The organism is Undibacterium sp. Ji49W, assembly GCF_049340205.1.
GTDB lineage: Bacteria > Pseudomonadota > Gammaproteobacteria > Burkholderiales > Burkholderiaceae_D > Undibacterium.
Map to the genome: position 1 here is coordinate 545,487 of NZ_JBMPOW010000001.1, position 14,176 is coordinate 559,662.

General features: G+C 51.8%; 12 protein-coding genes. 9 read left to right on the plus strand and 3 right to left on the minus strand.

Annotated elements, in window-relative coordinates:
* The 5 genes from ACO0LK_RS02345 to ACO0LK_RS02365 all read left to right on the plus strand — a co-directional run bounded on the left by ACO0LK_RS02345 (window position 1) and on the right by ACO0LK_RS02365 (window position 8,642).
* A complete protein-coding gene (locus tag ACO0LK_RS02345; RefSeq protein ID WP_422971788.1) occupies window positions 1-1,686 on the plus strand; it encodes an alpha-amylase family glycosyl hydrolase in 1,686 nt (561 codons plus the stop codon).
* 33 nt (window positions 1,687-1,719) lie between these two features.
* Entirely contained in the window at window positions 1,720-4,146 is a 2,427-nt protein-coding gene (locus ACO0LK_RS02350) for a TIM-barrel domain-containing protein (RefSeq protein ID WP_422971790.1), read from the plus strand.
* A gap of 196 nt (window positions 4,147-4,342) precedes the next feature.
* Window positions 4,343-6,220 carry a glucokinase gene (locus ACO0LK_RS02355; protein ID WP_422971792.1) on the plus strand — a complete coding sequence of 626 codons (1,878 nt, stop codon included), beginning with the start codon at window positions 4,343-4,345 and terminating at the stop codon, window positions 6,218-6,220.
* 88 nt (window positions 6,221-6,308) lie between these two features.
* Window positions 6,309-7,454 carry a helix-turn-helix domain-containing protein gene (locus ACO0LK_RS02360; RefSeq protein ID WP_422971794.1) on the plus strand — a complete coding sequence of 382 codons (1,146 nt, stop codon included), beginning with the start codon at window positions 6,309-6,311 and terminating at the stop codon, window positions 7,452-7,454.
* A gap of 120 nt (window positions 7,455-7,574) precedes the next feature.
* Window positions 7,575-8,642: an alpha/beta hydrolase family protein gene (locus ACO0LK_RS02365; protein WP_422971796.1), complete on the plus strand. Its 1,068-nt coding sequence runs from the start codon at window positions 7,575-7,577 to the stop codon at window positions 8,640-8,642.
* A 219-nt stretch (window positions 8,643-8,861) separates the two neighbouring features.
* On the opposite strand, the gene ACO0LK_RS02370 is transcribed toward ACO0LK_RS02365, so the two are convergent.
* Together ACO0LK_RS02370 and ACO0LK_RS02375 are read right to left on the minus strand one after the other, a co-directional pair.
* Complete coding sequence (locus ACO0LK_RS02370) at window positions 8,862-9,161, minus strand: GNAT family N-acetyltransferase (protein WP_422971798.1); 300 nt, start codon at window positions 9,159-9,161, stop codon at window positions 8,862-8,864.
* Window positions 9,158-9,922, minus strand: coding sequence for a sulfite exporter TauE/SafE family protein (locus ACO0LK_RS02375; protein WP_422971800.1), 765 nt, complete (start codon window positions 9,920-9,922; stop codon window positions 9,158-9,160). Before ACO0LK_RS02375 ends, ACO0LK_RS02370 begins: the two co-directional genes overlap by 4 nt.
* Before the next feature lie 115 nt (window positions 9,923-10,037).
* Here ACO0LK_RS02375 and ACO0LK_RS02380 point away from each other — a divergent pair, with 115 nt between their 5' ends.
* From ACO0LK_RS02380 to ACO0LK_RS02395, 4 genes are all read left to right on the plus strand, one after another.
* A complete protein-coding gene (locus tag ACO0LK_RS02380; RefSeq protein WP_422971802.1) occupies window positions 10,038-10,931 on the plus strand; it encodes a LysR substrate-binding domain-containing protein in 894 nt (297 codons plus the stop codon).
* 173 nt (window positions 10,932-11,104) lie between these two features.
* Window positions 11,105-12,004: a DUF6348 family protein gene (locus ACO0LK_RS02385; RefSeq protein ID WP_422971804.1), complete on the plus strand. Its 900-nt coding sequence runs from the start codon at window positions 11,105-11,107 to the stop codon at window positions 12,002-12,004.
* Between the two features lie 62 nt (window positions 12,005-12,066).
* On the plus strand, window positions 12,067-12,903 hold the full coding sequence (locus ACO0LK_RS02390; RefSeq protein ID WP_422971806.1) for a branched-chain amino acid aminotransferase: 837 nt from the start codon (window positions 12,067-12,069) through the stop codon (window positions 12,901-12,903).
* Window positions 12,904-12,930: 27 nt separating this feature from the next.
* A complete protein-coding gene (locus ACO0LK_RS02395; protein ID WP_422971808.1) occupies window positions 12,931-13,329 on the plus strand; it encodes a VOC family protein in 399 nt (132 codons plus the stop codon).
* Window positions 13,330-13,416: 87 nt separating this feature from the next.
* Here ACO0LK_RS02395 and ACO0LK_RS02400 read toward each other — a convergent pair whose 3' ends face one another.
* The gene (locus tag ACO0LK_RS02400) at window positions 13,417-13,845 is read right to left on the minus strand and encodes an ExbD/TolR family protein (protein WP_422971810.1); all 429 of its coding nucleotides are present in this window, start codon (window positions 13,843-13,845) and stop codon (window positions 13,417-13,419) included.
* Between the last annotated feature and the right edge of the window lie 331 nt (window positions 13,846-14,176).

The window sequence follows — 14,176 nt, forward strand, 5'->3', positions numbered from 1 at the left end:
ATGCAAATGACTGCAATAAAACTGGGGTTGGCATTGCTGCTGGCCGCGGGTTCGATTCCTGCGTCTATGGCTCAGCCATCTCCGCACAAAAAAAGCTCACTCCAGCCATTTTTATGGGAAAACGCCACTGTCTATTTTTTACTGACAGACCGCTTCCATAACGCCAATCATAAAAACGACCTTGCCTATGGCCGCAAAAATGATGCGGCAGCTTTACGTGGTTATGCCGGTGGTGATCTGGCTGGTATCACTGCCAGGATCAAGTCCGGCTATTTCAAAGACCTGGGTATTGATGTCATCTGGCTGACGCCACCGGTTGAGCAAATCCATGCGGGTACCGATGAGGGTACGGGAAAATCCTATGGTTTCCACGGTTACTGGGCCAAAGACTTCACCCGTGTCGATGCCAACCTGGGTACAGAAGCCGACATGCGCGAGTTTGTCGATACCGCGCATGCGCACGGCATGCGTGTCTTGCTGGATGTGGTCATGAACCACCTGGGGCCAGTGACAGAGCAAGACCCTGTCTGGCCAGAAGAATGGGTCAGGACATCGCCCACATGTACTTATAAGGATACTGTAACCACCGTCAGTTGCACACTGGTGAAAAACCTGCCGGATATACGTACAGACAGTCAAGTCCCTGTCAGCTTGCCGTCAGTGCTGGTAGAGAAGTGGAAAGCAGAAGGGCGCTACGACAGTGAAGTCAAAGAGCTGGATGACTTTTTTCAGCGCACAGGTTTGCCACGTGCACCGCGCTACTACCTCATGAAATGGCATGTAGACTGGGTGAAAAAATATGGTGTTGATGGTTTTCGCGCTGATACCGCCAAGCATACCGAGCCAGAAATCTGGAAAGAATTGCATGGCCTTGCCAGTGCGGCGTATGAAGACTGGAAGCATGCCAACCCCAAAAAGAAACTGGGCAACCAGGCCTTTTTCATGACCGGCGAAGTGTATAACTACGTGTTGGCCAATGGCCAGGACTTTGACATGGGTGGTGGCAAGACCGTCAATTTTTACCAGAATGGTTTTGACAGTCTCATCAATTTTGGTTTCAAGTCAGATGCCAATAAAAATTATGAAACCCTGTTCAGCGACTATGCTGCGCGTCTTCATGGTGCTTTGGCCGGATATTCCGTACTCAATTACATCAGTTCACATGATGATGGCGGGCCATTTGATCTCTTGCGTCAAAAACCGTTTGAATCCGCCAATAAACTTTTGCTAAGCCCTGGTGCTGCGCAGATTTATTATGGGGATGAAACCGCGAGATCGCTGAATGTCGCTGGTGCACAGGGTGATGCGACCCTGCGTTCTTTCATGAACTGGGATGAGCTGAAAAAAAATGCCAGCCGTGATGGCTACCGCATTGCCGATGTCCGCCGGCACTGGAGCCGCCTTGGCCTGTTCCGGCGTGCCCATCCTGCCATAGGTGCTGGCTTGCATGAAAAACTGGCAGACCAGCCCTATACCTTCAAGCGTACCTATGAGCAGCAGGGCATCAGTGACAAAGTGGTGATCGCGCTCGATATACCGGCAAAGACCTATCCCGCGATCAGTGTGCATGGTGTGTTTGCCGATGGACAAATATTGAAAGACTATTATTCGGGCAAGACGGCCACGGTCGTCAATGGCAAGGTGCAGTTCAATAGTGACCTGAGCACGGTATTGATCGCACCTTAGTACGCCTGGATTGAAAAAATAATCTGAGACAGCATGAGAAAAAAATCCATATTAAAACTGAATATCATGGTGGCTGTGGCCTTGTCACTGGCGAATACAGCGCATGCGCAAAATGCCAATCGCACTATCGTGTCGGTAAAGCTGCAGGCGAATCAGCTCCGGCAGGCGAATCAGCTGGAAATAAAAACCAATGATGGTCGCTATGTCTTGAAGCCGTATAGCGACAAGATTATCGAAACCAGTTTTATCCCTGCTACCGAGAGTTTTAATCCTGCATCGCACGCCGTTGTGTTGCAGCCTTCACCCGTCAAGACCAGTTTCAGGGAAACTGCCAGCAGCATTCAGTATGTCGCCGGCGATATCAGTGTGACCATCACCAGATCACCGTTGCAGCTTGCCTATGCGTATAAGGGCAAGCCCCTGTTGTCTGAAAAAAATGGCTATAGCAAAACTGCAGATGCAGAAGTGCTGGACTTTAATCTGGATGCGACCGAGGCACTGTATGGCGGTGGTGCCCGTGCCCTGGGGATGAATCGTCGTGGCAATCGCCTGCCGCTATACAACAAGGCTCACTATGGTTATGAAGAGCGTTCAGAGCAGATGAACTTTGCCATGCCACTGGTGTTTTCTTCCAAAATGTATGGTCTGCATTTTGATAATGCAGCGATAGGCCAGCTTGATCTCGACAGCAAGAAAAACAATGTACTTGCTTATGAAACAATCAGCGGCAGAAAAACTTACCAGGTGATCGCCGGTGACAGCTGGGCTGACATCGTCAGTAACTATACCAGCCTGACCGGGCGCCAGCCTTTGCCGCCGCGCTGGACCTTCGGCAATTTTGCCAGCCGCTTTGGTTACCATACCGAAGCAGAAGCACGCAGCATACTGGATAAATTTCGTGCAGAAAAAATCCCTGTCGATGCCATCATCTTTGATCTGTACTGGTTTGGTAAAGATATCAAGGGCACCATGGGTAATCTGGAATTTGACAGAGACAGTTTTCCCAACCCCAGTGGCATGATGGCTGATTTTGCGCAACAGGGCATTAAAACCATACTGATCACTGAACCGTTTGTCCTGACTACGTCAAAAAAATGGCAAGAAGCTGTCGATAAAAATGTGTTGGCGACCGACAAACAGGGCAAGCCATTTACTTATGATTTTTATTTTGGAAACACTGGCCTCATCGATATCTTCAATCCACCTGCCCAGGACTGGTTCTGGGCTATTTACAAAGATTTGAAAAATCAGGGTGTCACCGGCTGGTGGGGGGACCTGGGGGAACCGGAAGTGCATCCTTCAGCCTTGCAGCATAAAACTGGCAGTGCAGACGAGCTGCACAATATCTATGGACATAACTGGGCCAGGCTGATTGCCGAAGGCTACCATAAAGAATATCCGGACGAGCGGCCCTTTATACTCATGCGTTCCGGTTATTCCGGTTCCCAGCGATATGGCATGATTCCCTGGTCGGGAGATGTCAACCGTAGTTGGGGCGGTTTGCGTTCACAGCCTGAAATCGCCTTGCAAATGGGCATGCAGGGCATGGCCTACATGCACTCCGATCTCGGTGGTTTTGCCGGTGCCAATCTGGATGATGAATTGTATGCACGCTGGTTGCAGTATGGTGTTTTTCAGCCGGTTTTCCGCCCGCATGCTCAGGAAGAAGTTGCTTCCGAACCCGTGCTGCGCGAGCCCAGGACCAGGGCGTTGGCCAAGGCCGCCATAGAATTGCGTTATCGTCTTTTACCCTACAACTACACCCTGGCGTTTGATAACAACCAGCAAGGACTGCCTTTCATGCGTCCGCTGTTTTATGCGGAACCGGACAAGACCTTCTTGCAGAATGTGGCCGATACCTATCTGTGGGGCGACAGTTTTCTGGTGCATCCGGTAATGCATGCCGGGCAAAAAGAAGCCGTCGTTTATTTTCCTGCGCAACATCACTGGTTTGATTTTTATACCGGACAGTTATACCGTGGCGGCACTAGCCAGGTAGTGGCTGTCGAGGCAGGTCATATTCCGGTATTTGTGCGTGCCGGTGCGTTTGTCCCGATGACGGGACCGATACAAAATACCCGTGACTATTCTGCCAGTACACTGGAACTACACTATTACCATGACGCTACAGTCAGGCGCGCCAGTGGCAAGCTTTACGATGATGACGGCGTGACAGCGCAAGCCTATGAAAAAGGCGCATATAGTCTCTTGCGTTTTAACAGCGAGGTGAAGGGCAGGCAACTGGATATCGGCTTTAGTGCCCAACAGGGACGGTTGATGCCTGCCAGTGATCGCACAATCAAATTGCTGGTACATGGTATTCGCAGCAAGCCAGCACAGGTTCTGAGTCAGAAACGGTCGCTGCCTTTTGTCTGGGATGAACAAAAGCAGTTGCTGAGCGTGGATGTGCACTGGCAAAAAAATACTGTCCATCATGTGAATGTGCAACTCAGTCATTGAGTGATATTGCTCAGGTGCCCGCAGGGAATGCGGCATTTGTTGGCTGATTTGCCCTGATCTGGCTGACGATTGTGGTAAATTGCGAGATTGATGTAGGAATGCCTGACAGACATCACAGGCCTGACAGGCATGACAGAGAATGGCCGGATGATGAAATTTGTTCCCGGAATGGTATAACGTGACACATGAAGACAGCATGACGACAGAACACGCACTTGTAGAACATGGCAATGCCGCAGGTTTTTCCGGTGGCCCACGCTTGCTGGCCGATATTGGCGCTACCCATGCACGTTTTACGCTTGAATCTTCACCAGGCGTGTTTGAATCCGTTAAGGTCCTGAAATGTGACGAATACCCGGACATCATTGCCCTGTTACGTGCCTATCTGTCGTCGGTACCGGCCAGCAAGGTACATCATGCGGCTTTCGCGCTGGCTAACCCTATCGATGGTGATCAGGTCAGAATGACCAACCGCGACTGGGCTTTTTCGATTGAAGATGTACGCCGCGAATTTGGTTTGTACACACTGCTCATCGTGAATGATTTTACTGCGCTGGCGATGTCCTTGCCGGGCTTGCAGGCCAGGGATCTGATGCAGGTAGGTGGTGGTACACCTGTTGCCAAATCCGTGATTGGTGTGCTGGGGCCGGGTACCGGTCTGGGCGTGTCTGGCCTGATCCCTACTTCTGACGGCTTTGTTACCCTGGGCAGTGAAGGGGGGCACGTCAATTTTGCACCGGTAGATGAACGTGAATATGCCATCCTGCAATTTGCCTGGAAAGAATGGCCGCATGTTTCTACCGAACGTCTGATCTCCGGCCCAGGTCTGGAACTGATTTATCGTGCCCTTGCCGATCGCAATAAAAAAACTGTCAAGGCTTTGCCGGCACAAGACATCATGCGTGGTGCGCTGACGGATGGCGATGCATTGTGTCTGGAAACGCTGGAATGCTTTTGCGGCATGTTGGGCAGTTTCAGTGCCAATCTGGCAGTGACGCTTGGCGCTTTTGGCGGGATTTATATCGGTGGTGGCATTGTGCCACTGATGGGCGAGCGTTTTGCGACTTCCTCTTTCCGCAGCCGCTTTGAAGCCAAGGGGCGCTTTTCCAGCTACCTCGCACAAATCCCCACCTTTGTGATTACCACGCCGAATCCAGCCTTTTACGGCGTATCAGCGATTTTGTCGGAACACTTGCGTGGCCGCAGTGGCGATAGTTCACTGATGGACCGCATACAGCAATTGCATGCTGAATTAACGCCAGCCGAAAGACGGGTTGCCAGCCTGGTGCTGGAAAACCCGCGCACCGTGCTGAATGAAGCTATTGCAGAAATTGCCCGTCTGGCCGATGTCAGCCAGCCTACCGTGATTCGTTTTTGCCGCTCCCTGGGCTTTCTGGGCCTGGCCGATTTCAAGCTCAAATTTGCCAGCAGCCTGACCGGTACCATACCGGTAAGACACAGTCAGGTACGTATGAGCGACAGTACGCATGACCTGAGTGCCAAGGTGATCGACAATACCGTGTCGGCGATTTTGAATTTCCGTGATCAGCTTGATGTACGTTCGCTGGATCAGGCGATTGCGTTACTGCGCAAGGCCAACAAGGTCGAGTTTTATGCCATGGGTAATTCACGTGCGGTGGCGCTGGATGGTCAGCATAAATTTTTCCGCTTCCGCATTCCCACTGCTTCCTATGGTGATGCCCATTTGTTTTCCATGGCGGCAGAATTGCTGAATCCGGGTGACGTGGTGATTGTCGTGTCGAATTCTGGCAAGTTGCCGGAATTGTTGAAGGCAGTGGATGCCGCCCTGCATGCCGGGGCTGATGTCATCGCCATCACGCCAAACCAGTCGCCGCTGGCAAAAAAGGCGACGGTCTGTCTGGCCGTCAATCATACGGAAGACAATGCTACTTTCCTGTCCATGATTTCCCGCATACTGCAATTGCTGCTCATCGATATTCTGGCCGTGGGGCTGTCTATCGATGCACCAGTAACTGGTACTGGTGGTGATGAAGTCAGGCGCAAGGAATTATCGCGTTTCAGCAATTTGCTGATTTCCCACCTTGACAGTTAATTCCTGGATCGCTGACTGATACTTCAGGCGCTTGCGCAGATCAACGGCTTGCTGCTATCGTGATCATCTTTCATAGTGATGATCTGTCATGCCGTTTACCGAACCTTTGATGCTGCTGGATGCTGGGCTGCGTGGCACACTGATTGCCCTGTTACTGCTATTGTCCGCCATCCTCTGGCGCGACCGTCCGCGCCTGACCGTGGTGCGGACCGGCATTGCCCTTTGCCTGGGGCTGGCAGTGCAGGTATTGGCGGCTACCCCCTTGTTTGAAGCGATGGTGCCGCGCATATGGCAGGCACCACTGGTGGCTGTTTCTGTCGCGAATGCCGTGCTGTTCTGGATATTTGTACAAGCCCTGTTTGATGATGACTTTGTGCTGCGTCCCTTGCATATTGTGCTCTGGCTGGCGGTGGCTGTACTCAGCGGCTTGAATTGTGCTGTGGTTGCTGGCAGTTCATCGATACTGACACCGCTATTGCTGGGTGTGCAGCGCGGCGTTCCGCTGTTGTTTGCTGCTCTCGCCGCCCTGGCAGCAGCCAGACAATGGCGTACTGACCTGGTCGAGCAACGTCGGCGTCTGCGTGCCTTCATTGTGATTACCGGCATTGCCTATACCGTCATCCTGCTGGCAGCCCGGCTGGGTTCACCCCATGGGCGCTTATTGGGGCCGACGGCTACTGCCGATGTGCTGATTCTGTTACTGATTATCGCTACGGTAACAGTCAAAATGTTGAAATTGGGGAATCTGGATTTGTTCCCCGCACCACGCCAGCATGCTCTGCCCGTATCAGGACAGCTTGATATGGTGCAGGCAGATGAGCCACTGTCGCCAGGATCTCCGCCAATATCCCCGACACCCAGAGCCGTTGAAGATGATCCCGCCGAAGAGCGCCTGGCTATCAGATTGCAGGACTTGATGAAGCAAGAGCGTCTGTATCGCAGCGAAGAGCTAAGTCTGGCCAGCCTGGCGGCGCGCCTGCAATTGCCTGAATACCGTTTGCGTCGCCTGATTAACCAGCGGCTGGGTTATCGCAACTTTAATGCCTACATCAATGAGTTTCGTCTGACCGAAGCCTGCACTGCCCTGAAAGACCCCGCGCTACGGGATTTGCCGGTGTTGAGCATTGCGCTGGAGGCAGGTTTTCAGTCCATAGGACCATTCAACCGTGCGTTCAAGATTGCGACCGGTCTTACACCGACCGAGTTTCGCAAAGAAAATATGGCCGATTCCTGAAATCGGCTAGCCGTATTCTGCAATTTGCAGTCTCTGGCAAGACATCGTTTCGTTTCAAACCCATAGTCAGTTTCGCCGGAGGCAGCCGCCTGTGGCTTTCACATGAACTGGAATCTGACTATGCATACCCTACCTGTTTTTAGCATTCAACGTATCTGGCGGTCTTACCTGTTCCCTGTATTGATACTTGTCTTGTTCTTATGGACGAACAGGGCGCAGGCTGGTGTCGGTTTGGAGGAATTACCCGCAACGGTAACTGACGGTATCGTCACCCTGTTTTATCCCACCCAGGCTGAGGACCAGCCGCTAAGACGTGGTCGTTTTGTGCTGAACCTGGCAGAGCGGGCTGGGCCGATACGTGGCAATGGTCGTCTAATTGTCATTTCACATGGTTCTGGTGGTGGGCCCTGGGTACATGTAAATCTGGCACGTGCCATGGTTGAGGCTGGCTTTGTGGTCGCCATGCCGCAGCATCATGCGGATAATTTTATGGATGAAAGTAATCCTGGGCCGGATAGCTGGACGTTAAGGCCGGCAGAAGTGTCACGTGCCATTGATGCCGTTGGGCGTGATCCCCGTTTTGCCAGTTTGCTGACGCTGGACAAAGTCGGTATCTACGGCATGTCCGCAGTCGGACACACTGCCCTGAGCATGGCTGGCGGGCGCTGGTCGCCAGCCGGTTTCAAGCAGCATTGCGAAGCCAGTCTGGAAGAAGATTTTCAATCCTGCGTCGGTCTGATTACCCGTTTGACGGGCAGCATGTTTGATGGCATCAAGAAATGGGCTGCCATGCTGGTGATACGTCATCGTTTCAGTGATGCAACGCCACGGGAACACCATGACCCAAGGATTGCTGCCGTGGTTGCGGGCGTGCCGGCAGCGGCCGATTTTGACATGACATCGCTGGAGCATCCGGCCATGCCTGTAGCCCTGATCACGGCTGGGCAAGACCGTTGGCTGATACCGCGCTTTCACAGCGATCTGGTGATGCAGGCCTGTAAAAGCTGCGTGCTGCTGGCGCACTTGCCTGCCGCAGGTCATGGCGCATTATTGTCGCCTTTGCCGCCAGGATTGACGGGTTTGGTAGGCGATATGCTGAATGACCCGCCTGGATTTGATCGCAGTCAGATGGCTGAAGTTGACCAAAAGATCGCGCGTTTCTTCGAACAGCATTTAGTGCAGAAGTGAGCTTGAACATCAAAGTATTATTTGGCCAGTAAATAATTGAAGCGGGCTAAAAAACACTCATTTCACACTCATTTCACACTCATTTCACACTCATTTCACACTCATTTCACACTCATTTCACACTCATTTCACACTCATTTCACACTCATTTCAAACGCATTGTCATTGTGGGGAGAGGATAGTAGCTTACATTGCTATAAACCCCCTCTGGATATCTTGTCAGTGATGGTTGGCTGGTTTGTCAGGTTTGACAGTTTGCTGGCAGGTCACTTCCATTCCAGGTAAGTCGGCGCGCAGAAAATTGAGCAGGGCTTTGGCAATGCCCTGTTCGCGGAATGCCGGTTTCACATACAGGACGTTGATGTGGATGTGCTTGCCGTTGACGCTGCAATCGAGTGCGCCTACATGCTGCCTGTCCCAGAATGCATTGAACTGCACGCTGCACTGATCGGTGCTACTGCATTGCTTGCAGATCTTCAGGGACTCTGCCAGATTGCCACAGGGTATGGTGTTGATCATCCTCTTGCTCCCCATAGATAATGCAAGCCCAGCAAGAGCAAGCCTGCAAAAAAGCAGCGCTTGAAAACTACGGGTTGCATTTTGTCGCGTAGCACTTGCCCCAACTGCATGCCGGCAACGGCAGGCAACAAGGCAAAAAGAGAATTGCCAGCTGCGTTCCAGTGCAGTTGCCCCGCCCACGCCAGATTGGCAGCAAGCGCCAGCGTGGAAACGGTAAACGTCAGGCCCATAGCCTGTATCAGACTGTCTTTTTCCAGATTCAGGGTTTGCAAAAAAGGAACGGATGGCATCACAAATACGCCGGTAGCAGCAGTGACTATGCCTGTCAGCGTACCGGCAACGGAAGCCATCCTGGTTTCCAGTCTGACCGGCATGCTCCAGTGAAATGATGCCAGGCCCATGCCGGCATAGGTAATCAGGGCCAGACCCAGACCGATACCTGACCAGTAAGGATTGATACGTGTCAGCAGCAGGGCAGACGCCAAGGTGCCTGCGCAGATGCCCAGCAGCATGGGGCGCAGGCGATGCAATAGCTGGCGCAGATCAGGGCCGGCGGCAAGCTGCCATATATTCGTTAAAAGCGAAGGCATGATCAATAAAGCCGCAGCCTCCATGGTTGGCATGGACAAACTCAGCAAACCTATGGCAACCGTAGGCAAGCCCAGGCCAACAATGCCCTTGACCATACCAGCAAGTATAAAAACCAGGCAGATCACCAGGAGTTGCTGATAGCCGCCGAACAGGTTGAACAAGTTTTCCATTCTGACAGTTTGCCATTGCCAGCAAGAACTGAAAATGTGGAATACACTCAGTTAGCCTTCGGATTATACTTAGGCTGAAGTGGTGATGATATAAAAAACTAAGGAAGACTACGCGATGCGCTTTGATCTGGTCGATCTGCAGTTATTTTTACATGTGGTGGAAGCAGGCAGTATTACGTCCGGGGCTGGTCGCAGCCATCTCGCACTGGCATCGGCCAGCGCCCGTTTGCGTGGCATGGAAGAACAACTGGGCGTACCCTTGCTAACCCGTAACCGGCGCGGCATAGAATTGACTGATGCTGGCCGTACGCTATTGCATCATGCCCGTTTGCTGATGCAGCAAATGGAAAGAATGCGTGGTGATCTCGGCGAATACGCAAAGGGCTTGAAAGGCCATATACGTCTGCTGTGCAATACCTCGGCCCTGACAGAATTTTTACCGCAGGCCCTGGCCGCCTACATGCATGCACATCCGCATGTGAATATCGAAGTGGAAGAACGTTTGAGCAATGACATCGTACAGGCCCTGATGGAAGGCCAGGCCGATATCGGCATTGTGGCCAACACAGTCAGTTGTGCGGGTTTGCAGGTTTTTCCTTTTCGCCATGATCAACTGGTGTTGGTCACGGCATCTGAGCATCCGCTGGCACAGATGGCGGATGTGAATGGCAGGGTGTCATTTGCCGATAGTCTGACGTATGATTTTGTCGGACTGGCTGGTGACAGTGCGCTTCAACAATATCTGAGTGATCATGCCGCCAGACTGGGACAGCGTCTGCGTTACCGGCTACGCTTGCGCAGCTTTGACGGCATCTGTCGCATGGTGGAAAGTGGTGCTGGCATTGCCATCATTCCGGAGACAGCGGCATTGCGTTACGAGAAAATAATGAAGATCAGCCAGTTGCAACTGACTGACGTCTGGGCGGTGCGGCAACTGCTGATTTGCGTACGTCAGTATGATGAATTGCCAGCCCATGCACGTGAACTGATTTCCATGATCAAGGCCTGATTCCGTCATCAGCAAGTTGTGCATGGTTCATGAACATGCCGCGAGCAAGCATTAGGCGAATTAGAAGGCGAATTAGAAGACAAATTAGACCAGCCAGCATGATTTGCTCGTGCATGGCAGGTTCTTGTTACAATGCAGGTTGATTGTCCTCATCCTTGTTTTTTCCTCCTGCCATGTCCCTTACGCATTCATTCAGCAAAGTTTTCAATACTGTTAAAGACAAGTTGCTTCCTGCCCAGGCTATTTCGCAACAACAGGCAGTCTCACCATCGATTGAAACAGATCCTGTGCTGATGCAAATGGTGTTTGAAGTATTGACCGCAGAAAACATCAAAGCTACATGGCAAGGCAGCTACCTGCGCCTGGCAGACGGACTGGTATTGGCTGCCGAAAGGGTAGAAGCAGTGACCCTGGCAGAAGACAGGTTCAGAACCTGCACCCGTATTCATGTCAGCCATGCAGACTATTTTCCGCAAGGTCTCAGTGAATATCAACATGCAATGGGAACAAGCGAAGTACTGGCGATGACGGAAGGCTTTCGTACCTGGGCCAGGATGGATTTGCTGGCCTTGCTGGATGCCACGCGCGAGTTACCCAAAGACTGTACTGTCATTGAAATGAATGTGGCGAGTGAGACTGACGTGGCGGCAGGCAAGGCCGTGTACCGACAAGTCATATTGGGGCCGGTGGCTCATCTGGCGACCTTGCCAGCCCCCAAGCGCAAGGAAGAGCATCCATTTTGCCCCTGCTGCCTGTTCACGGAAAGCATGCCTGCTTTTCATGATCTGTTACAGACCAGGCAATTTTTAGGTGTACGCCTGTTTGTCTCGCGTGACAATGAAGGCAAGCTGGCCGTTGATTGTCGCGTGAATGGCGAAGACTTTCCAGCAGCAACTGAACATCTGCAGCACTATGCAGAAAAATGGCCGCAACGCGGCCTTGAATTTCGCAAGCAGTATGTCGTGATCAGAAGTAGTGAGCGTAGCGTGAATGCTGGCGGCGCTATTCATTCTGCCGATAATGCTGTCGACAATGTTATCGACAGCGCCAATGCCTCAAGCCCTAAAGCATAGCTGAGCCCAGGCAGGCAAGTTGTAGAATCAAATGTCATCCCTTTCTATCGTTGAGGAATACTATGTACCGCACTTATTTCAAGGGTCAATGGAGCGAAGGCAATACGCCTTTATTTGGAGCGATGGATCATGCTGTCTGGCTCGGTTCTTCGGTATTTGATGGCGCACGTTCCATACGTGGCCTGACACCGGATTTGCGCCTGCATCTGCAAAGGGTTATACAGTCGGCCCAGAGACTGGGTTTGCAATGCCCTTACAATGTGGATGAACTCGAAGCCTTGTGCCGCGAAGGCATTGCCTTGTTCCCGGCGGATGCAGAGCTGTATATACGCCCGCTGGTATTTGGTACCGATGGCTTGCTGATTCCTGAACCGGCAACCTCCGGTTTTGCGCTGACACTGTTTGACGCAGCCATGCCGGCTTTTTCTGGTTTCTCTGCCTGTCTGTCCAGCTTGCGTCGGCCCGACCCTTCGATGGCGCCGACAGATGCCAAGGCATCTTGTTTATATCCGAATTCCACCAAGGCTTTGCGCGAAGCCAAAGACCGTGGTTATGACAATGCCGTGGTTTGTGATGTGCATGGCAATGTGGCTGAATTTGCGACTGCCAATATCTTCTTTGTGACGGCAGACGATGAAATCGTCACCCCCGTTGCGAACGGCAGTTTTTTGTCCGGGATCACTCGTGCCCGCGTCATAGGCCTGTTGAAAGAAGATGGCAAGCAAGTGTCAGAGCGCACGGTCAAACCGGAAGAACTGTTGCAAGCCAAAGAGATTTTCAATACCGGCAATTTTGCAAAAGTCACACCTTGCACGCGTTACGAAGACCGTCAGTTGCCGGTAGGTGACATAGCCACCCGTGCACGTGACCTGTATTTTGCCTTCATGGAAAAACAATAAGTCTGGTTGTGATGGTTGGTCATGAATATGCTTAAACGCATTCATCACGTAGCGATTATCTGCGCAGATTATGCAACGTCCAGACATTTCTATACTAAATGCCTGGGCTTGCGCATCATCGCAGAAAATTACAGGGAAGACAGGCAGTCTTACAAGCTGGATCTGGCCTTGCCGGATGGCTCCCAGCTTGAACTGTTTTCTTTTCCCGGTGCGCCTGCCAGACCGTCACGACCAGAAGCACAAGGTTTGCGTCATTTGGCATTTGAAGTGGATGATGTGGCTGCCTGCAAGGCAGTGCTGGAAGAGCAGGGCATAGCGGTAGAGGCGATACGTGTCGATGAATTCACCAAGCGGCGCTTCGTATTCTTTGCCGACCCCGATGGCTTGCCGCTGGAACTCTATGAGGCTGTGCCCGTAAATGGCTGAAGGCAGTTGCCGGCTGTGATGTAATGGACTGAATACAAAAGCAAAAAGGCGGAATACCCGCCTTTTTGCATTGATGCACCATCGTGTTTATTTCAGGAACTGCTCGTTCCCGACCATCCCGATCTTGGTCACACCCTTGCGCTGTGCTGCTGCCATCACCGCAGCCACCGATTTGTACGGTACCACAGCCACTGGACGCAAATGCACTTCTGGCTGTACTGCTGCGGTCGCGGCTGCCTGCAACTTGGCATCCAGCTCAGTCGGGTTGACTGCCACGCCATCCCACAATACCGTACCATCAAAGTCCACGTCGATATTAACTACTACCGGCTCAACCAATGGTGGTGGTGATGGGCCTGTCGGCATGTTCAGATTGATCGCATGGTTCTGAATAGGAATGGTAATAATCAACATAATGATCAATACCAGCATGACGTCAATCAATGGCGTCATGTTCATTTCTATCATTACTTCCGGATCAGCCGAAGCACCGCCGGAACCTATTTGCATACCCATAATGCTTCCTTTATGAATCACTTATTCACATCACGAATGATTCGGAATCTGAATAAAAAATCAAACTTCAAGACCTGAAATCTTTACCACAGAGACATAGAGACATAGAAACACAGAGGAAAAATAGGAGACGAGAATCAGATTACTTCACAGTATTCGCTTTTCTCTTCTCTATCTTCTTCAGAATTTCTCTTTGCCTTTCTATGCATCCCTGTGCCTCTGTGTTCAGAGGTCTCAGGTCTGTATCGAATTGCTTGTAGTTCCGCTTAGTTCCGCTTAATTACGTGCAGGCGGTTCGATCACGAAGCCTACCTTGGCGATACCTGCCCGC